The organism is Thermococcus sp., from assembly GCF_027066465.1.
Classification (GTDB): domain Archaea; phylum Methanobacteriota_B; class Thermococci; order Thermococcales; family Thermococcaceae; genus Thermococcus.
The window spans coordinates 1-18,403 of record NZ_JAMONU010000009.1 but is presented as its reverse complement, the minus strand read 5'-3'; the positions used below and the strand labels follow the sequence as shown (position 1 = coordinate 18,403).

Genomic DNA, 18,403 nt, shown 5'->3' with positions numbered 1-18,403 from the left:
TGCGGTGCACCCAAGGACCAGTTTGAAAAGATAGAGTGAGGTGGTTGAGATGCTGAGCGAAACCATAAAGAGTGGAGACTGGAAGGGGGAGAAGCACGTCCCCGTTATAGAGTACGAGAAGGAGGGGGACCTCGTCAAGGTCGAGGTCTCCGTTGGAAAGGAGATACCGCACCCGAACACCCCGGAGCACCACATAGCGTGGATTGAGCTGTACTTCCACCCCGAGGGGGAGAACTTCCCGATTCTCGTCGGTAGAGTGGCTTTCACCAACCACAGCGACCCGCTGACCGAGCCGAGGGCGGTCTTCTTCTTCAGGACGAGCAAGAAGGGCAAGCTCTACGCACTCAGCTACTGCAACCTGCACGGCCTCTGGGAGAACGAGGTTCAGCTTGAGTGAACTTTCTTTCTTTTCAACTTCAACTGGGGAACTTAATCCCCTTCGGAACCTTTAAATTTTGGTTACGTCTATTCTCTCAGATGAGCGCTCATGGTAGAATATAACCTGGTTATGTCTGTAATAGGCCCGGTGGTGCTGTTTGCAATCTTCGTAACCTGGGATTTAACGAGGAAGGTAGAACGTCTCAGGCTTGGAACGAGAAAGGTCTCGGTTTTAATTCTCATCGGCGGGATTATTACAGCGCTGGGCTTCGTAAGCTATGTTCTCGATATAGACAGACCCCCAGCGGTTCTCTTCGTTATGCTCGGTCCGGTCTTGATAACCTACAGCCTCTCGGAGAGCGGTCTCGTTCAGCCCAAGTTTGAGATGCTGGTTCAGATAGCCCTAATGGTTGGTTCGATAGGGCTGAGCGCCAACAAGATGTTCTACACCATGCTGATGTTTTCGGCGGTCTCGGTTCTGCTACTGATTGACGCGGTCGCCTTTTACCGGTACACCCCTTCCCCCCAGAGGCACTTTGCGAGGCTCGCCTCATGGCTGCTCGTGGCCTTCACCGTGGTGAACGCGGTCAGATACGGCTGCACCCCGGCCTTCGTTCTCTACGTCCTGTCCATAATCATCTGGGTCTCAACGCTGATTTCCCTGGAGTTCTACCTGAAGGACATGGACAAAACTGCCCAGGAAGGCTTATAACTGTCCAGTTCAAAGTCCCTCCGGTGAGGATGCGTGAAGGTCTACAGTCCAGATAAGGAGTGGCCTGAACCTTACAGGGCCGTCATCGAGGAGCTGAGGAAAATCACCGACCCAGTCACCGGCGGGGACATCCTTGATTCCAGCGTTGTTGCGGGTCTTGAGGTCACCGACGACACCCTTAAAATCTGGCTCCGCTTCGAGAGCCACGCCGAGTACAACATCATCGGCGAGAGCCCCATAGCTTACTCCAAGATAATCGGCGACATAATGGAGCGCTTCGCCCTCGTCAAGTTCGACAACGTCTACGTCTACGACCTCGGCAACCACATCGTCGGGAAGTTCGAGAACAGGAAGGGCTACAAACCGGAGGATTTAACTCCGGGGAGTGTTTGAATGGGAATCCTTGATTTTTTAAAGCCGAGAAAAATGCCTAAGAGAAGCCCCCAGGAGGACCTTCCAGAGGAAGTCAGGCGCGTTGTGAAGTTACTTGAGAGAGTTAAAGACCCGGAAACGGACCTCAACATCGTCGAGGAGGTCCTCGTCTACGGCCTCACCGTTGAAGGAAAGCGCGTCGAGGTCTTTCTCCTCATGGCCCGCTCAACTCCGGAGTGCCACGCCTGTCAGATGCTGGCGATAAACGTCCAGAACAGAATCCTGAGGGACGTAGTTTCGACGCTAAAGAATGCGGGCTTTGAAAGGGTGAGGGTTTACAACGAACTCGGCCTGCTGCTCGCCGAGGGATAGCACGCATGCTGGTAAAAGACATTGTCATGCAATATCTGGGCGTAAGAACCTTTGGTTTCCTCTTAATTCCTGATTAAGGTCCTTAAAATTTCAAAACTAATCATAAAAGGGCAAGCAGTCCGCTTTGAGTTCAGTTTACCTTTTGGGTGGTAATTGGTTGTCAATTGTGTTCATTTGGAAGGGGAGGGCTGTTGAGTCCTAAATTCTGGAGTGAGCAGTTTCCTCAAGAGTTTGAACCCTCAGGCGGTTTTGTTCTCGCTTGGATTTTGTTTTCATGAGCTTTTACCCAAAGTTTTTCCCTCAATCTGGTTTCGATTGTTCGGTTTTATCTGGGAATTGGTTTGAGCCTTTGGTTTGGCTTTTGGAGGGTTTTAGTGTCCCCTTTATTTTCAGGTGGGGTTTTAAATGACTTGCAGTGACACGGGTTTCTGGGGTAAGTTTTAAATAAGAGTTTTGAGAGAATATTAGCCGTCCCTTTGGGAGAATTCCCAGACCGTTTCCGTAGAACAGAATTGTGTGGAAAGTTGACGCCCGCCACGCCGCTGGAGGCTATGACGAGCGCGTTTCCGTAGAACATAATTGTGTGGAAAGACTTCGACAGCATAGAGCTACTGTCACCCCGCGTGCTGTTTCCGTAGAACAAAATTGTGTGGAAAGAGGAGTCGGTAATGAGTGGAAAGCCGGTGCTTGTTAGTTTCCGTAGAACAAAATTGTGTGGAAAGCCGGGAAACAGACGAGGGCGGGCCTTTTGCCGTTCCCTGCCCCGCTCAAGTTTTCGTAGAACAGAATTGTGTCAGACTGCTTTGGTTCATTTTCGCTTAGAGGAAAGGAGAAGTTAAAAAAGAAAGCTCAAAGCTCCACCTTTATTCCCGTCTCTTCTTCAACCTCCTCGAAGCCCTCCTTCATGTACTTCGCGAGCTCCTCATCAACGGCGAATAGAACGGCCAGGAACTCCCCGAAGTGCTCCTTCTCCTCATTGGCGACGTCGAGGAAGACGCGCCTGATTTTTTCATCCTCAATGTGCTCCGCCAGCTGTTCGTAAAAGCTTATAGCGTCGAGCTCGGCCTCGATGGCCCAGCGCAGGGCCTGGGCGATTTCCCTCTTCGTTAGGGGTCTGTCCTTCGGCATCTCAAACGGGTATTTCGCGAGCATGGTATCACCTCAGGCTAACTTACCGCCAACCCTAATAACCCTTCACCTCAGGAACTTCGAGACGAAGGGGCTTTCCCCCGGAACGCCCCTCCTAAAGTGGCCGCTCGGTTTCCCGGTGAGGAGTTCCTCGAACCATGCTTCATGCTCAATCTCCTCGTGGAGGATCGCAAGCGCCAAATCATAGGTTCTCGGGTCCTTCCCGAACGTGTAGTTGCATATCTCTGTGTAAACGCCAACGGCACAGCGCTCGGCCTGAAGGAGAACCTCGAGGATTTTCTCAACGGTCGGCTCCTCAGGAAGGTAGGCGTCGCTGCACCAGGCCATCCCCGCGAAGTCCCTCACGTCCCTCGGAAGCTCTCCTCCGAGTTCGTAAATTCTAGGGACTAAGGCCTCGAAGTGGTTCCTGTCCTCGATGCGGGCGTCTTCGATTATCTCCTTTATCGCCTCCCCCTCCAACCCGGCTGAATGGTTCCGCAGGAGGGTGTAGTAGTAATAGGTTGTAAACTCGGCCGCGGCCGCCTTCAAAAGCATCTCCAGAAGCTTGTCCACGTCCAGCCCGGACCTCTCAACGAGTTTTCTGTTGTGTTCCGACATAGGGTTTTCACCAATTATTAGTTGTCTCTTCTACTAAATAAAGCTTCCTATTTAGAAATAATTTCGAAAACGAAACACTTATAAACATCTTTTCGGTAGACCTAATTATGTGGAGCGAAGAGGCCGTTGAAAAACTCAGAGAGATGGGCCACAAGATTACGCCCCAGAGGCTTGAGCTGATAAGGGTTCTCGAGAGGATTGGAAGGGAGCATCCATCGCTGAAGAACGTGCACGACGAGTTGCTGAAGAAGTTCCCGACGATGAGCTTCTCGACGCTCTACTCGAACGTTCTGCTCCTCAGGGAGCTGGGCCTCATAGAGCTGTTCTCCCTTGGAGGGGAGACGCACGTTGAGGTGAACACGAGGCCTCACATAAACGTAATCTCAAGGAACGGCATCGAGGACGTGGACGACCTCATGCTGATAGAGCTGATTGAGAAGAAGACCGGCCGTAAGGTAAAGCTCGTCAACGTCATCGTGGAGTGATAGCATGAGAAAGGCCGCCTTCGTGCTCGCGCTCCTCGTAGTCTTCGCGGTTGCCGTTCACCACGAGGGCAGTGAAACCGCCACGAACTCGGGCTGGAGCCTCAGGGTTGACGGCCTCGTGGGAGACCCGTACACCGTAACCTACGGGGAGCTTCTGAGTTTGCCCGCCGTGAACGTCTCGGCTGTGCTTTACTGCGTTGATAACCCCTCACAGCCCCTTAAGAATGGAACCTGGACGGGAGTTCCCCTCTCCTACCTGATAGAGCGGGCAAAACCCCTCAGGAACGCAACAAAAATCGTTTTCCTTGCGGGAGACGGCTACACAACCGACCTCTGGCTGAGCGACGTTATGAACGACACATCGATAATCCTGGCGTACAGGTTCAACGGGGAGAACATAACTCCCCGCCTCGTCGTTCCCGGCCAGTGGGGCTACAAGTGGATTAAGGACGTCGTTGAAATTAGGCTCGTGGACTACAACTACCTCGGAACCTGGGAGAGGGTCGGTTACTCCGACAGTGCACTCATAAATGAGAGCAGGGGAAGGAGGGCCATGAGTTGAGGCCGAAGACGGCCCTTCTTGTAGTTGAGGCCACTTCCCTTCCGCTTCTCGTTCTCACCGTTCTGATGCTGGTTACGGGATACGCCTCCGTAAGCACTTCAGCGGCGAAATACTCAATTTTCTTCTCGAAAACCCGTGCGGTTGCCTTCCACACAAGCGCTTTCGTTAGAATAGCCCTCGCGGGATTACTAATCCTCCACTCCTACGCCGGAACCCGGCTCCTGAGGGCCAGAATAAAGGGAAAGGTCGGGGCCTTCATCGAGTACACGGTTCTGGCGCTCCTGACGTACCTCTTGTGGGTGCTCGTCGGCGGAATCAGTCAACCTCAAGGCTGAAATCCTGGTAGTCCATCCAGATTCCGGTCTTCATAACAGCGTCGTACTGGGCCTTCAGAAGCTCGTAGTGGCCCTTTTCAATCCTCGCAAGCTCCTCGAAGAGCCTCCTGATGGGCTCGTGCTTCGCCTCCTCCGCGGCCCTTTCGTAGAACTCCCACGTGAGCTTTTCCTGCTCCATACCGATTTTCACGGCATCAACTTCGCTCTCAACGTTTCCGGCATTAACGAGGAGCTTTCCCAAGAGCTCCTCGCTCACAGCCGGCAGTCTGCACTCCTCCGCGACCCTCTCAAGGAACCTCTCCTCGAACTGCTCCCAGTGGTCGGCCTCTTCCCTGGCCAGGAAAAGGAACATCTTCCTGGCCTTTTCGTCCCTAGTCCTTCTCGCGAGGTCGAGGTAAAATTTCATCTCCGCCTTTTCAACCTCGAGTGCGAGGGCAAGGGCCTCAAGCTCGTCCATAAAACCACCGAATTTATTTTTAACCCCCCACCTAATAACCTTTGGGGGACAGAAATGCGCATCGAGAGGGTCGAGAGGCCGGGAGAGCTTAGGGACGAACTGCTGGCGCTGGCCTTCAGGGTTTACCGGGGAACCGGGGGCAGGTATCCGGCCCTCGAATGGGTGGAGAAGAAGCCATCACCCGACGACTTTGAGGGTTTTGCCGGGGTATACGGTCCCTTCCTTGACTTCAGGCTCAGGGAGGAGTTTGACGAGCTTTACGTTGCCAGGGAGTCGGAAATAGTCGGAAGCGTCGCCCTCGTCTATACCTTCAGGGGAAACCCCTGGTGGGTTCCCGAGGAAATTGACCGCGAAAGGTCCGGCCTCGTTGAGTTCCTCATGGTTGACCCCGCCTACTCCGGAAGGGGAATCGGCTCGGCGCTCCTTGAAAAGGCCGTTTCAAGGCTCCGGGAACTCGGAAGGGAGGTCTACGTCATAACGTTTCCGTGGCTTGAGGCCTACCGCTACTACCTCAGGAGGGGCTTCAGGAAGGTTATGGACTACAAACAGTTCGCCGTTTTAAAGCTCGGGGAGGGGTGAGGGGTGCTCTACGTTGAAATACTCGGAAACATGCCCGAGATGGCAGGGGACGAGGTAAAGGCAATGCTCGAACTCAGCTGTGGGAAGGTAATCGGCCGGGACTATCTCCTTCTAAGGGTTGAAGCCCCAAGGAAGTCTTTCCCCTACCTCGACAGGCTCGGGCTGGCCCACGAGTACGGGGAACTGCTCGTTGAGGCGGACTCCGTGGAGGAGCTTCTGGAGAAGGCGAAAGATGTCGAGTGGCCGATTGCTGGAACGTTCAAGGTTGATACGGAGACGATGGCCAACTGCAGGCACAACGTCCTCGACCTCCCAAGAAAGCTCGGGGCGGTAATCCATGCTCAGGGCTTCCGCGTGAACCTATCGAAACCGGACACTGTGGTGAGGGCCTACTGCGGTGAGAGGCTATACGCCGGGATTAGGCTCCACTACTTTGACCCCAAGGACTTTGAGAGGAGGAAGGCCCATCACAGGCCATTCTTCCGGCCGATTTCCCTCCATCCAAGGATTTCGAGGGCGATGGTGAACCTGACAAAAGCTAGGAAAGAGCTGCTCGACCCTATGATGGGCGCCGGCGGAATCCTAATCGAGGCGGGTCTCCTCGGGCTGAGGGTTTACGGCGTTGATATAAAGCCGGAGATGGTTGAGGGAGCAAGGAGGAACCTCCTCCACTACGGGGTGAGGGACTTCGTGCTCAGGCTCGGCGACGCGACGAGGCTCGGCGAACTCTTCCCAGGGAAAAAATTTGAGGCCGTAGCGACGGACCCGCCCTACGGAACGGCGGCAAGTCTCGCCGGAAGAAAGCGGGAGGAGCTGTACAGGAGGGTTCTCGAGAGCATTTACGAAGTTCTGGAAGAGGGCGGCAGGCTGGCAATAGCGTTTCCGGCGAGCTTTGACGGCGTGAGCGAGGCGGAAAGGGTCGGCTTCAGGTTCGTCTCAAAGTACTACCAGAGGGTTCACAAGAGCTTGGATAGGTACTTCTACGTGTTCGAGAAATAAAAATAGGAATCAGAACAGCCACTGGTTCTCGATGCACTCGTCGCACGGCGGCTTCTCGCCGGCTATCGCTTTGAACTTCTTGTAGATGCACTCCGGCAGGCCGAGAGGACAGCGGTCCGGATACTGGCCGGGCCTGACCTTCGTCGGGTCGAGCTTTATCTTGATGTAGGCCTCGTACTCCTCGACCTTCTTCCAAGGCAGGACCTTCGCCCCGTAAATCACGAGCCCGTCGTAAATCTTCGCGTAGTCGCCGATGACGGCGTTCTCCTTGATGATTACGTCCCTGCCAACTACAACTCCCTCGCCGAGTATCGTGTCCTTCAGCTCGGCACGCTCCTTAATTATGTCGCTTCCGAGAAGGATTGAGCGCTTGATGTAGGCCCTGTCCTCTATTATGGTGTTCGGGCCGATGTAGGAGTATGCCTTAATCTTGACGCTGTGCCCTATCTTGACGCCTTCATCCACGTAAACCGGACCCTGAATCTCAACGTCCTCCGGAACCTCTGCACTCTCGGCTATGTAGAAGTAGCCGTTCTCCCTTGCCATCTCATCGAGGGCAATCTGGTGGGCGTAGAAGAAGTCCTCCGGCGTTCCAAGGTCGACCCAGTAGGTTCCCTTCGGCATCCTGTAGGCGTAGACCTGGCCGCGCTCAACGAACCTCGGCAGGATTTCGCGCTCGAAGTAGACCTCCTTGCCCTTCGGAATCTCCTCGAGAACCTTCCTGTTCACGACGTAAATTCCGGCATCGACGAGGTTGCTCTTGGGCCTCTTGGGCTTCTCCTCAAAGTGGAGCACCTTTCCGCTCTCGTCCATCTCGAGAACTCCAAAGCGCTCCGGGTCGTAGACTTTGGTTGCCGCAACGGTTATGAGGCCTTCGTTTTCTTCGTGGGCCTTTATCAGCTCGCGGTAGTCGAAGTTCGTGAAGACGTCACCGTAAATCACTAGGAAGTCGTCGCTCACGTAGTCCTCAACGTTCTTGAGTGCGCCGCCCGTTTCGAGGGGCATCGGGTCGTTGACGAAGCGTATCGTTTTTGGATAGTCTGCCATCTTCTCGTCTATGAACTCCCTTATTTCTCCCCTCATGTAGTGGACCGAGAGAATTACCTCGTCTATCTCAGGGACCTTCTCAAGGGCTTCAAGGATGTACTGAAGGTTTGGCTTGCCGAGAACCGGAATCATCGGCTTCGGCCTCGTTGATGAAAGTGGCCTCAACCTCGTTCCAAAGCCACCTGCGAGAATAACCGCCTTCATTGTTCTCACCGTCTATAGATAAAACTCCCCCTCTTATATATTTTACGGCTATAAAATATATTACTCGGGGTGAAAGGTTTAACGGCGGGTGACAACGAGGGAAAACATCCCATTCTTGCCAAAAAATCCTCTAACTTAGCGGCAAACCGCCTCAAAACCCCGCTTCTCAGGGTAAGAACTTTTCTAATCCTCACGGGATAAGCTTCAAGATGCAGATGGACAGCAAAGGGCATTAACGTTTGCTCCTGTTCAGGTCAAAGGTCGGTTGAAGAACCCTGACCTTGGGAACCACGCACTTTCCGCGGCAAATCCTCCTCAGGGGGCAGGTTTCGCAGGAAGGACCTTTTTCAACTTCCTCAATGTATCCGAGCGACTTGAGAATCTCTATTATCCCCTCAACCTCGTTAACGTCCATCCCGAGTTCCCGGGCTATCTCACTTGGGAACCTTTTTCCCTCGCCGATGAGTCTCAGAACCTCTTCCATCTTGCCCATCTTCACAACCCCAGGGCAGTCCCCACGTGCCATATCAGTATCCCGAGGAGTGAGGCGACGGTTATCATGTAAAGCGTCACGGCCAGCGCCCACTTCCAGTTGCTCTCCGCCCTTATCGCCGCTATCGTGGCTATGCACGGGATGTATAGGGTGGTAACCACAGCCAAGACGTATGCCTGGAGAGGCGTCATGGCGCTTCTTATGGCGTTAACGCTGCCGTAAAGAACGCCGTAGGTTGAGATGACGTTTTCCTTTGCGATTATTCCGAAGAGAAGGCTGACCGCGGCCTTCCAGTCAAGACCCATGAGCCTCATGTAGGGCTGGAAGAAGTGGCCGAGCCTTTCGGCGTAGCTCCTTCCGGTTCCCATCGGCACGGGGTAGTTGCTGAGGTACCATATGAGGATTGAACCAACGAGGATTACCGTGCCGGCTTTCTGGACGAACTCCTTGCTCCTCTCCCACGAGTGAATAAGAAGGCTCTTCCCATCGGGTATCAGGTATTCGGGAAGCTCTATCACGAAGGGGCTTTCCTCGCCTTTAACGAAGAAGCTCACGAGCTTGGCCGAGAGGAGAGCAACAGCTATGGCTATTATGTAAACACTGACCGCCACGAGTGCACGGTTTGAGCCGAAGAACGTTCCGGTGAGGAAGCTTATAACGCTCAGCCTCGCGGAGCACGGGATAAAGGGGTTCACGAACATCGTGACGAGTCTGTCCCGCTCTTCGTCGAGGGTTCTCGTCGCCATTACCGCGGGAACGTTGCAGCCGAGGCCGAGGATGAGGGGAATTACCGCCTTGCCCGGAAGCCCGAACTTCCTCATTATTCCCTCCATGAGCACCGCTACCCTCGCCATATAACCAGAATCCTCTAGGAAGGAGAGGGCCAGAAAGAGCAGGAAGACCAGCGGGAAGAAGCTCAGAACGGAGCCGACACCGCTGACCACACCGTCCACGAGGAGGCCGCGCAGGGTCTCGTTCGCTATGTGGGGTGCGAGCCAGTCACCGAACTTTGAAAAGGCATCGCTGAGGATTTCCTGGGCAGGCATTCCGAAGGTGAACACGAACTTGAAGACGAGGTAGAAAACGAATGCCATGACGAGGAAGCCGTAAACGGGGTGCACGAGAATCTTGTCGAGCTGGTCAGTCAGCGTTTCCCCGGTCTTCCCGTAGCTCATAAACTCATGAGTAAGGCCGTCGATGAACTCGTACTTCTGGCCGGCTATAATCAGGTCCATCGCCCTTCCGTAGCGTTCCTCCGCCTCGCCTATGTGGGTCATTATTTCCTTCAGCTTCTCCTCGCCGAGGTGCCTCAGGACGAGCTTCATAACCTCGTCGTCGCGCTGGAGCAGTTTGATTGCCAGCCAGCGGAGGGGATAGCGGGAGGCCAGCTCGGTTCTCTCAAGGCACTTGGAGATGTGCTCTATCTCCCTCTCAACCTCCGGGTCATATCTCGGTAGAACTGGATTAGTTTTGATTCTTCCGTGCGCCATTTCCCAGATTTTTTCCTTAAGCTTCTCTATTCCGATGCCTTCCTTGGCGCTGAGGGGAACGACGGGCACTCCCAGAGCTTTGGACATCTTTGCAGGGTCTATCCTTATCCCCTTCTTCTCGGCTAAATCGACCTTGTTGAGGGCTATTATGATGTTCTTAAGCCCCATCTCGAATATTTCCATCGTCAGGTAGAGGTTCCTGAGAACAGAAGTTGCGTCAACTACGTTAACCACAACGTCGGGGTTCCCGTTCAGGAGGAAGTTTCTGGCGACGAGTTCGTCGATTGAGTGGGCCGTCAGGGAATACGTTCCGGGCAAATCAACGACGAGAAAACGCTCGCCCCTGTACTCAAAAACTCCCTCCTTCTTCTCAACCGTAACGCCCGGCCAGTTTCCAACGTGCTGGTGCAGGCCGGTTAAGGCGTTGAATATCGTCGTCTTGCCGACGTTGGGGTTCCCTGCCAGCGCCACGACGCGCATTGCCATGCTATCACCTCAGAGCCTTCTCACAAGAACCCTTGCCGCCATTCCCCTGCCGAGCGCCAGTCTGGTTCCACCCACCTGGATTATAACCGGTCCCCGGGGATAGACCGAGACAACCTGAACAACGGCACCGGGGGCCAAACCCATGGCGTACAGCCTGCTCCTGAAGTTCGGGCCTCCCCTCAGGTCAACGACGATGGCCCTCTCCCCGGGAGCCAGTGAGAGTAAAGGAACAATCATGTCCATCACCGTTAGGTTTTCCTAATTCTGCTTCAGTTTCTCAAAACCCTTAATAAATCTTTGGTGAGCCTAACAAAACTCAGAGGTTCGAACTAAATTCACTCCGGTTTGAAGTCGGGAGAGGGGACAACCTTAAGTATTTCCGCTCCAGAAACATTAATCCCTGGGGGTGATTGCATGAGGTTCAGCCTTGGGGAAGTGTTAATTGGGCCCCTTGACGTTCTTTCAAGGAACGCGGACTTCTTTATCCTGCCCGTGTTCCCGGCCGTTCTGAACGCCATTGCAGAATACCTGAGAGGCCATGTCGGCGGTGCACCGTCGATGCTGTTCGCGCTCATAGCCTACATAGTCTCCCTCATCGTCAGCGGAGCGCTCGTTTACATGGCGAACGAAGAACTGCAGGGGCGGCCCGTTCGCTACAGCGAAGCCGTTGATTCGGCCCTTGAGGTGTTTCCCAACCTGTTGCTTGCCTCGATAATCATAGCGGTTGTCACGGCTATAGGGCTGTTCCTGCTGGTAATCCCCGCTATTGTGTGGCTGTTCTTTGTAATGTTCACCCTTCAGGAGATAGTCATTGAAAGAAAGGAGGCCATCCCGGCCATAGAGGGCAGTATAAGAATCGTTAGGGAAAACCTGGCGGATTTGGTGATATACTTTGTGGCGTTGCTCATAGTGGTCGTGATTGTCGCCTTTCCGCTGTCGTTAATCCCGGTTGGAGGCTATTTCCTGGCCACGATTTTTCTGGAGCCATACGTCTCGGTCTCCCTGACAATGGTCTACAGGGAACTTCAGGAAGGACTGCCGGCAGAGGCTTTTTAACTCCCCCTCTGATTTTTTATCATGCTCAGCGAGGCGGTTGGGGAGGTCAGAGACTTCGCCGAGAGAAGGGGTCTTATCAATAGAAAGATACTCCTAATGTTCTCCGGGGGAAAGGACAGCTCTCTGGCCCTATACCTTATGAAGAAGGCAGGCCTTGATGTTTCTGCCCTCACGTTCTTCCACCGCTGGAGCTGGCGGGAACCCCTGAGGTGGGCGATGCGCTTTACGAAAGAACTCGGAGTCGAGCACTATTTAGTGGACATCACCGAGGGCTTACTGCGCGAGGCTACCGGCAGGAAGGGCCCGGTCTGCATAAACTGCAAGAAGGTCATGCTCTGGAACGCCAAGTGGTTCGCCCTCAACAACGGCTTTGACGTCCTAGCGAAGGGCGACAACGCCAACGACAAGATAATCGGTGCACTGCTCGACCAGTGTAAGATGGACATAAGGCTCTGCGAAATCCCGAGGATAGGACTGCCCTTCTTCCGACCCCTAATCAAGTACCCAGCAGACGTCGTAGAACGGCTCGCCGAGGAAGCCGGCATAAGGCCCTACCGCATGTACGAGCACGCGAGGAGGAGGCAGTGGCGCGAGGGCTGTCCGCTGCAGTACATAGACCGCGAGGAAATCGTCACGGAGGAACTGATGGATTTGGCTTACAGGGTGAACTACGAGGTCAGCAGAATCGCGAGGAAGAAAAAGGTCAGGGTAAGCGTCCGCGTGCCGAGCTTCGAGATAATGGCCTGGAACGCCGACTGGGGGACACTCGAAGAAGTTAAAAAGGTTATCGAAAAGTTCAAACGGTGATGAGAATGGACTCGAGGTGGCTCTGCTACCCCCACCTCTGCGGGGTAACCCACGTAGGGGCCAGGGACAACAACGAGGACGGCTTCATCGCTGAGAAGCTTCCTGATGGCTATTTGGTTGCCGTCGCCGACGGCATGGGCGGGCACGCCGCGGGCGAGGTCGCGTCGGCGATTGCCCTTGAGACCGTAATCGAGACCTTTAAGCGGGAATACGAGTGCGGGATGGAAGGGAAGCTCCTCCGCCTTCTTCTTAGAAAATCCCACGAGCTTGCCAACTCAAACGTCCTTCTGGAGGCGGTGGGGGATAGAAAGGGCATGGGGACAACCCTCACTACGGCGGTGGTCAGGGGAGGAGAGGTATTTCTCGCCAACACGGGCGACAGCAGGGCGCAGTTGATTAGAAGGGGAAAGATAGTGGCCATGACGAGGGACCACAACCTCCTCCGGGAACTGCTTGACAGAGGCTTCGTTCTGAGTAAGAGGGAAGCCATGGAGGCATCGAGGAGGCTCACCCACGTGATAGGCGGGAGGGGAAAGCGCTTCGCCGTCGACCTTTACCGGTGGGAGGCGAAACCGGGCGACTGGCTCCTTATGAGCACCGACGGCCTTCACGACTACGTTGAACCTGAAAAGATTCTTAAAATTCTTGAGGAAGAAGAGGACCCCCGCAAAGCTACGGAAGAGCTTCTTGAAGAGGCCCTTCCGGTGACCTGGGACAACGTTACGATAATCCTCTACCGGTGGTTCTGATGCTCCCGCTCGGAAAGCTGAGAAACGACGTCCTGCGGGAGGTAATCTTCCAGAACCTAGGCATCGAGGACGCCAAAGTGGTATACGGGCCGAGGGAGGGCTTTGACTCGGCTGTTCTCGAGTACGACGATGAGAACTACCTCGTGGTAGCAACCGACCCGACGCTCGGCGTTCCCGCTGAAGCCTTCGGCTTCTTCACCTACCATTTTGCCTCAAGCGACGTTGCCGTCTTCGGGGCGAGGCCGAGGTGGCTCGTGGTGGATTTTCTCCTCCCGCCGGGAACAACGAAGGAGTTTCTCCAAAAAGCAATGGAGGACCTCAACCGGGAGTGCGAGCGGTATAAAACGGCGGTAATCGGCGGACACACCGGAGTTTACCCCTCGATTTCCGGGCCAACCGCAACCACAACGGCAATGGGGCTCGTGAGGAAGGAGGAGCTCAAGCTTCCCCTCGCGAGGCCGGGGGACAGGATAATCGTCACGAACAAAGTCGCTCTTGAGTTCGCGGTTTCCTCAGCATACTTCCGGGCTGAAGAGCTGAGAAAAGTTCTAACTCTCAGGGAGATAGAGGAGCTACGCTCGCTCTACAGGCTTGAAACGGTTCTTCCTGACGCGCTGATAGCGAAGCCATTCGTCAGGGGGATGCACGACGCGACGGAAGGTGGTTTAACGGCGCTCCACGAGATTGCAGACAACTCAGGGGTGGGCTTCAGGGTCTATGCCGAGAGGCTTCAGCTTAACCCCCTCGTGAAGAGGGTTCTCGACTTCTATAAGCTGGAACCGTGGAGCGTTTCATCGACGGGAACGCTGATAGCGATAACCCCTCCAAAAAAAGTTAGTCGATTAATTGAAGAATTACATAAAAATGGGATTAGGGCCTTCGAGCTCGGCGGGTTCACGGAGGAGAAAGAGAGGGTTCTCGTAGAGGATAGCGGGGAGAGACCCTTCCCGGAGTTTGACGGCGACCCCTATGTGGAGCTCTACGCGGCGCATCACGGGGATTGAAATGAGATACGACTTAGCGAGCTACGTCTATGAACCCATCAACGGTCTTCTCGAAAGGCCTACTGGAATAAGAAACGCGCGAAAAAGGCTGATTTCTCAGGCTAAAGGCAGGGTTCTCGAGCTTGGCGTGGGAACGGGCCTGAACCTTCCGCTTTACAGGAACGTTGAGGAGGTTATCGGCCTCGACATCAGCAGAAAAATGCTCGAGAAGGGGGAAGGAAAAGGACTGAAGTCCCGGTTAAGCTGATTCAAGCGGACGCAAGAGACCTCCCATTCCCGGATAGAAGCTTCGACACCGTGGTTTCTACCTTCTTTCTCTGCGTCATTCCGGAGAAGGAAAAGATTATTCGAGAGATAAGGCGCGTTTTAAAACCTCCCGGCCTTCTCCTCGCGATGGAGTGCTCCCATCCTGATAACCGGGCTTTCGGGGCGTTGCTATCAGGGGTAAGTGTTTTAACTTCACGGCTCACGGGAACGGACTTCAGAGCCGAGGTTCCGGCGCTCCTTCGGAGGGAAGGCTTTAAAGTTGAGGAGGAAAGGCTCGTCAACGGTGCCGTAAGGCTCATCAGAGCCTCTCCAGAACGAGAATGAACGCTATCCTCGGGAAGAGCCAGCGGAGGCTTTTCGCCCTAAAGCCCCTCCTCTCGAACTCCCCTCTAAGTTCCTCCGGCGAGGGAAAGGCGTCTATTGAGCTGACAAGGTGTTCGTAGGCTTTTCCGTTACCTGTGGTCAGCTTCCCGATGATGGGAACAACCGTTCTCGTGTAGAGCCAGGCCATCCTCCCGAGGAGAGATGGGCTCTTTGAGAACTCAAGGATTACGAGCCTTCCGCCAGGCTTCAAAACGCGGTGGAGTTCATTTATGGCTTTTTCCCTGTCGAAGAAGTTCCTGAGGCCGAAGGCGACGCTGACAATGTCGAAGCTTCCATCGGGATAGGGCATCTCCTCGGCAGTTCCGACGCTCAGCTTCGCGAAGGGAACCTTCCTCCTCGCTATCCTGAGCATCCCCTCACTGCAGTCGAGGCCGTAGAACTCGCCGGATAGGTTTCTCTTTTCAAGCCTCTTCCTCATGCAGAGCATCATGTCCCCTGTTCCGCAGGCCACGTCGAGGATTTTTAACGGCCTTTCGCGAACCTCAAGGGACTTTAAAACCTCCTCGCAGGCCTTTCTCCTCCACAACCTGTCGAGACCGAGGCTTATCAGCCTGTTGGTCAAATCGTAGCGCTCCGCGATGCTGTCAAAGAGCTCCTTTACCACTCTCCCCCCTCCCAAGGACCTTCTTTATCTTCGCGGGCCTTCCGCCTATGAGGTAGACCCTGTCCGCAATTTTAAAGAGCTCCTCGAGCTGGTGCGAGACGACAAGAACACCTTTTCCAGAATTGGCTAATTCCCGAATTATGGAAAGAAGTTCTTCTTTGGAGCGCGTGTCGAGGCCGGTAAAGGGCTCGTCCAGAATCAGGACGTCGAAGTCCATGAGCAGGGAGCGCAGGAGAGACGCCTTCCTCCTCGTCCCCCCGCTCACTTCCTTTGGATAGAGGTCGAGGTAGTTCTCCAGGTCGAGCCTCTCCACGTATTCGAGCCTGCACTCCTTTCCCCTGAAGCGGGCCGGCAGGCAGACGTTGTCCCTCAGCCTCTTCCACGGCAGAAGGTAGTCCTCCTGATAGAGAACGGATGGGTTCTTTACGAAGACCTCGCCCGAGTCCGGGTTCTCAACTCCGGCCAAAATCTTCACGAGGGTGCTCTTCCCCGTCCCGTTCGGCCCGATGAGGCCGACCACCTCGCCGGCCCTAACCTCAAGGCTAACCCCGTCGAGTATGGGCTCGCTGAAGGACTTTCTAAGGTTTCTCACCAGTACCAGCCTTTCACCCATTCCTCGAGCCTCCTCAGGAGTAGCTGGTCGAGGGCTATCATGAGCAGGATTAAGAGCAGTGCCCAGGCAAAAACACCGGCTTTAATTCCCAAATCGTAGGAGTAGACGAGCCGGTAGCCGATTCCGCCGGCGGAGCCAAAGGCCTCGGCAACGACGCTTATCCTGAGCGCTATTCCCAAAGCAACTCTGCCTGCCGAAACCATCTCGGGGAGCGTTCCCGGGACGATGAAGTGCCGGTAGAGCTGAAGCTTTGAGGGTTTGAGGAGAACTATCAGCGGGCGGTATTTTTCTACCACCTTCTCGCTCGAGCTCACCCCAGCTGAAAGCAGTGCCGGGAAGGACGCCATCGCGGTAACGAGTATCGTCGCGATTGAACTCGTAACGCCGAAGAGCATTATGAAGACTATCGTCCAGACGAGGACCGAGACGCTCTGGAGGAAGACGTTTAAAGCGTTCAGAAAGTCCCTGAAGGCCCTTGAGTAGAGTGCCAGAAGCATCGCGAGGCCCGTCAGAAGGGAAGCGACCAGAAAGCCGGAGAAGCTGTGGTAGAGCGTCAGCAGGAGCGAGGAGAGGATTAGGGAAAGCCCGACCTCGCGGTAGAACGCTAAAGTCTCAGCTGGGGTTGGGATTAGGGCCGGATACAGGTGGGACAGGACGAGCCACGAGGCCAGTGCAAAGAGGAAAAGGTAGAGCCAGCCCCTCATGCTCAACCCCTGTAGAAGATGTCGAGGTTTTCCGGATTTTCCTTGAGGTAGCCCCCGAGGTAGGCCAGCTTCCACTCGCTCTTGATGCCCCTTATCAGCTCATCGTTGAGCCTCTCGTCGTTGACTTCCGTTCGATTATAGAGAATGTCCAGCGTTTTTTCATCGAGGTGGTAGAGCTTTCCGAGGATTTCCTTCGTCTCGGCGGGGTGAGTTTTCCAGAACTCGGCGCTCTCAATCTGGGCCTTTATGAAGGCATCAACCAAATCCTTATGCTTTTCAAGGAAGTTCTCCCTGACGACCCAGACGAGCATTACCGGCGGTCCCTGAACTATGCCGCGCTCTTTCGCCTCGTTCCAGAGCTCTGAAAACGTCGCTATCACCGTGTAGTTCTTGGCCATAAGCTGGCTCACAATCGGCTCCCAGATTACGACGGCGTCAACGCTTTTGAGCGAGTCCTCAACCGAGCCGGGCGGGACGTTCACGACTGTGTAATCCTCTGGAGTGAGGTTGTAGAGGACCTTCATGTAAGCTTGAAAGAGCTTGAAGGTTCCCGAGGCGATGACGGCACCGATTTTCTTGCCCTTCAGCTCTTCAGGCTTCATCTTCTCCTTTCCGATTATCGCCTGGTTCTGGAACATGTCAACGCCGATGATTTTAATCTTTACACCGCTCTGCGCCAGCTTCGCCGCCATCTCGGCGGGAATGACCGCGAAGTCTGTCTCGCCCTTTTCGAGAGCCGCTATTATGTCGGGGGTCTTGCCGAGCCTGAGAACCTCGACCTTGAAGCCGTTCTTTCTGTCAAAACCCTTGGCCCCCATTATGTCGAGCGTGCTGATTCCTCCAAGTAATGTCGCGGCTTTAACGGTGGGAAGCTCGTTGGTGTTCGTTGGTTTCGTCGAGTTCGAGCTTATGCAACCCGAAACCATCACAACCAGCCCGATTAGGAGCAATGCCAGAGCTTTTCTCATTCAAACCCCTCCTAAAAGCTTGTCCGCTATGGCCGAAAGCGTGAGGATTAGGCCGATTGGAATGTTGAGGTTAAACGCTTTTGGAACGTTGTCAATGCTCTTCCAGACGATTGCGTTCTCGTAGAGGATTAGGGCGCTCGAGACGAGCCAGCCGGTTAAATAAACCCGGCCGAGGCCGTAGAGGAATCCAGCCAGGCCGAAGAGGGCTATAGCGAGAAGATGGAAGGCGAGGGCAATCTTGAGGGCCTTCTCTATGCCAAACCTCGCGGGAATGCTTCCGACGCCGTGCTCTACGTCGAACTCGTAGTCCATTATCGTGTATATCGTGTCGAAGCCGGCCACCCAGAAGAGAACTCCAAAGAAAAACGCCCAGGGAATCCGCGCGAGAACTTCTATGAAAGGAGCGTTTCCTCCTACAGCTATAGTTCCGCCCGCAACTGCCAGGGCGAGCGTTAATCCGAGGTGGAGATGGGGGAAGCTGTGCTTCCTCTTTGCCCCAGAGTAGCTCATCGCTATCAACCAGGGAATCG

At 54.6% G+C, this 18,403-nt stretch carries 27 protein-coding genes; 15 read left to right on the top strand and 12 right to left on the bottom strand.

Annotated elements, in window-relative coordinates; all coding sequences use genetic code 11:
* Positions 1-49: 49 nt before the first annotated feature.
* The 4 genes from MVK46_RS00490 to MVK46_RS00475 all read left to right on the top strand — a co-directional run bounded on the left by MVK46_RS00490 (position 50) and on the right by MVK46_RS00475 (position 1,834).
* Complete coding sequence (locus MVK46_RS00490; protein WP_297534433.1) at positions 50-397, top strand: desulfoferrodoxin family protein; 348 nt, start codon at positions 50-52, stop codon at positions 395-397.
* Between the two features lie 90 nt (positions 398-487).
* On the top strand, positions 488-1,090 hold the full coding sequence (locus MVK46_RS00485) for a hypothetical protein (protein ID WP_297534431.1): 603 nt from the start codon (positions 488-490) through the stop codon (positions 1,088-1,090).
* A 33-nt stretch (positions 1,091-1,123) separates the two neighbouring features.
* Positions 1,124-1,483, top strand: a complete 360-nt coding sequence (locus tag MVK46_RS00480) for an iron-sulfur cluster assembly protein (RefSeq protein ID WP_297534429.1) — start codon at positions 1,124-1,126, stop codon at positions 1,481-1,483.
* Positions 1,484-1,834 carry an iron-sulfur cluster assembly protein gene (locus MVK46_RS00475; protein ID WP_297534428.1) on the top strand — a complete coding sequence of 117 codons (351 nt, stop codon included), beginning with the start codon at positions 1,484-1,486 and terminating at the stop codon, positions 1,832-1,834.
* Positions 1,835-2,683: 849 nt separating this feature from the next.
* On the opposite strand, the gene MVK46_RS00470 is transcribed toward MVK46_RS00475, so the two are convergent.
* Together MVK46_RS00470 and dps are read right to left on the bottom strand one after the other, a co-directional pair.
* Positions 2,684-2,986, bottom strand: coding sequence for a ferritin family protein (locus MVK46_RS00470; RefSeq protein ID WP_297534427.1), 303 nt, complete (start codon positions 2,984-2,986; stop codon positions 2,684-2,686).
* A gap of 42 nt (positions 2,987-3,028) precedes the next feature.
* Entirely contained in the window at positions 3,029-3,580 is a 552-nt protein-coding gene (gene dps, locus MVK46_RS00465) for a DNA protection during starvation protein (RefSeq protein WP_297534426.1), read from the bottom strand.
* Positions 3,581-3,687: 107 nt separating this feature from the next.
* On the opposite strand from dps, the gene MVK46_RS00460 reads away from it, so the two are divergent.
* Genes MVK46_RS00460 through MVK46_RS00450 form a run of 3 tightly spaced genes read left to right on the top strand, consistent with a single transcriptional unit; the run spans position 3,688 to position 4,962 of the window.
* Complete coding sequence (locus tag MVK46_RS00460; RefSeq protein WP_297534425.1) at positions 3,688-4,065, top strand: transcriptional repressor; 378 nt, start codon at positions 3,688-3,690, stop codon at positions 4,063-4,065.
* 4 nt (positions 4,066-4,069) lie between these two features.
* Positions 4,070-4,627 carry a molybdopterin-dependent oxidoreductase gene (locus tag MVK46_RS00455; protein ID WP_297534424.1) on the top strand — a complete coding sequence of 186 codons (558 nt, stop codon included), beginning with the start codon at positions 4,070-4,072 and terminating at the stop codon, positions 4,625-4,627.
* On the top strand, positions 4,624-4,962 hold the full coding sequence (locus MVK46_RS00450; RefSeq protein ID WP_297534422.1) for a hypothetical protein: 339 nt from the start codon (positions 4,624-4,626) through the stop codon (positions 4,960-4,962). The genes MVK46_RS00455 and MVK46_RS00450 overlap by 4 nt, the downstream gene beginning before the upstream one ends.
* On the opposite strand, the gene MVK46_RS00445 is transcribed toward MVK46_RS00450, so the two are convergent.
* Positions 4,943-5,419 carry a ferritin family protein gene (locus tag MVK46_RS00445; protein WP_297534421.1) on the bottom strand — a complete coding sequence of 159 codons (477 nt, stop codon included), beginning with the start codon at positions 5,417-5,419 and terminating at the stop codon, positions 4,943-4,945. The two genes, MVK46_RS00450 and MVK46_RS00445, sit on opposite strands and share 20 nt — an antisense overlap.
* Positions 5,420-5,473: 54 nt before the next feature.
* On the opposite strand from MVK46_RS00445, the gene MVK46_RS00440 reads away from it, so the two are divergent.
* Both MVK46_RS00440 and MVK46_RS00435 read left to right on the top strand, forming a co-directional pair.
* Positions 5,474-5,998: a GNAT family N-acetyltransferase gene (locus MVK46_RS00440; RefSeq protein WP_297534420.1), complete on the top strand. Its 525-nt coding sequence runs from the start codon at positions 5,474-5,476 to the stop codon at positions 5,996-5,998.
* 3 nt (positions 5,999-6,001) lie between these two features.
* Positions 6,002-6,997 (top strand): TIGR01177 family methyltransferase, encoded by a 996-nt coding sequence (locus tag MVK46_RS00435; protein ID WP_297534418.1) that lies wholly within the window; start codon positions 6,002-6,004, stop codon positions 6,995-6,997.
* A 9-nt stretch (positions 6,998-7,006) separates the two neighbouring features.
* Here the strand turns inward: MVK46_RS00435 and MVK46_RS00430 are convergent, their stop codons facing one another.
* The 4 genes from MVK46_RS00430 to MVK46_RS00415 form a co-directional block, all read right to left on the bottom strand.
* The gene (locus MVK46_RS00430; RefSeq protein WP_297534417.1) at positions 7,007-8,248 is read right to left on the bottom strand and encodes an NDP-sugar synthase; all 1,242 of its coding nucleotides are present in this window, start codon (positions 8,246-8,248) and stop codon (positions 7,007-7,009) included.
* 232 nt (positions 8,249-8,480) lie between these two features.
* Positions 8,481-8,741: a DNA-binding protein gene (locus MVK46_RS00425; protein WP_297534415.1), complete on the bottom strand. Its 261-nt coding sequence runs from the start codon at positions 8,739-8,741 to the stop codon at positions 8,481-8,483.
* Positions 8,742-8,743: 2 nt separating this feature from the next.
* Positions 8,744-10,717, bottom strand: coding sequence for a ferrous iron transport protein B (gene feoB / locus MVK46_RS00420; RefSeq protein WP_297534413.1), 1,974 nt, complete (start codon positions 10,715-10,717; stop codon positions 8,744-8,746).
* A 9-nt stretch (positions 10,718-10,726) separates the two neighbouring features.
* Entirely contained in the window at positions 10,727-10,954 is a 228-nt protein-coding gene (locus tag MVK46_RS00415; protein WP_297534435.1) for a FeoA family protein, read from the bottom strand.
* Positions 10,955-11,131: 177 nt separating this feature from the next.
* Between MVK46_RS00415 and MVK46_RS00410 the strand changes: the two genes are divergently transcribed.
* From MVK46_RS00410 to MVK46_RS00385, 6 genes are read left to right on the top strand one after another with little or no spacing between them, the layout of a single operon-like run.
* Entirely contained in the window at positions 11,132-11,773 is a 642-nt protein-coding gene (locus MVK46_RS00410) for a hypothetical protein (protein ID WP_297534411.1), read from the top strand.
* A gap of 21 nt (positions 11,774-11,794) precedes the next feature.
* Positions 11,795-12,580 carry a 7-cyano-7-deazaguanine synthase gene (locus tag MVK46_RS00405; RefSeq protein ID WP_297534408.1) on the top strand — a complete coding sequence of 262 codons (786 nt, stop codon included), beginning with the start codon at positions 11,795-11,797 and terminating at the stop codon, positions 12,578-12,580.
* Complete coding sequence (locus tag MVK46_RS00400; protein WP_297534405.1) at positions 12,580-13,329, top strand: protein phosphatase 2C domain-containing protein; 750 nt, start codon at positions 12,580-12,582, stop codon at positions 13,327-13,329. The genes MVK46_RS00405 and MVK46_RS00400 overlap by 1 nt, the downstream gene beginning before the upstream one ends.
* On the top strand, positions 13,329-14,333 hold the full coding sequence (locus MVK46_RS00395) for an AIR synthase family protein (RefSeq protein WP_297534403.1): 1,005 nt from the start codon (positions 13,329-13,331) through the stop codon (positions 14,331-14,333). The genes MVK46_RS00400 and MVK46_RS00395 overlap by 1 nt, the downstream gene beginning before the upstream one ends.
* A gap of 1 nt (position 14,334) precedes the next feature.
* Positions 14,335-14,580, top strand: coding sequence for a class I SAM-dependent methyltransferase (locus MVK46_RS00390; RefSeq protein WP_297534401.1), 246 nt, complete (start codon positions 14,335-14,337; stop codon positions 14,578-14,580).
* A complete protein-coding gene (locus MVK46_RS00385) occupies positions 14,577-14,924 on the top strand; it encodes a class I SAM-dependent methyltransferase (RefSeq protein ID WP_367182618.1) in 348 nt (115 codons plus the stop codon). The genes MVK46_RS00390 and MVK46_RS00385 overlap by 4 nt, the downstream gene beginning before the upstream one ends.
* Here the strand turns inward: MVK46_RS00385 and ubiE are convergent.
* From ubiE to MVK46_RS00360, 5 genes are all read right to left on the bottom strand, one after another.
* Positions 14,899-15,588 (bottom strand): bifunctional demethylmenaquinone methyltransferase/2-methoxy-6-polyprenyl-1,4-benzoquinol methylase UbiE, encoded by a 690-nt coding sequence (gene ubiE, locus MVK46_RS00380; protein WP_297534398.1) that lies wholly within the window; start codon positions 15,586-15,588, stop codon positions 14,899-14,901. The two genes, MVK46_RS00385 and ubiE, sit on opposite strands and share 26 nt — an antisense overlap.
* On the bottom strand, positions 15,569-16,201 hold the full coding sequence (locus tag MVK46_RS00375; RefSeq protein WP_297534395.1) for an ATP-binding cassette domain-containing protein: 633 nt from the start codon (positions 16,199-16,201) through the stop codon (positions 15,569-15,571). Before MVK46_RS00375 ends, ubiE begins: the two co-directional genes overlap by 20 nt.
* Positions 16,177-16,905, bottom strand: a complete 729-nt coding sequence (locus MVK46_RS00370; RefSeq protein ID WP_297534393.1) for an ABC transporter permease — start codon at positions 16,903-16,905, stop codon at positions 16,177-16,179. The genes MVK46_RS00375 and MVK46_RS00370 overlap by 25 nt, the downstream gene beginning before the upstream one ends.
* A 2-nt stretch (positions 16,906-16,907) precedes the next feature.
* Positions 16,908-17,873, bottom strand: a complete 966-nt coding sequence (locus MVK46_RS00365) for an ABC transporter substrate-binding protein (RefSeq protein ID WP_297534392.1) — start codon at positions 17,871-17,873, stop codon at positions 16,908-16,910.
* The coding region (locus MVK46_RS00360; RefSeq protein WP_297534391.1) for a UbiA family prenyltransferase at positions 17,874-18,403 on the bottom strand (530 nt) is incomplete at its 5' end.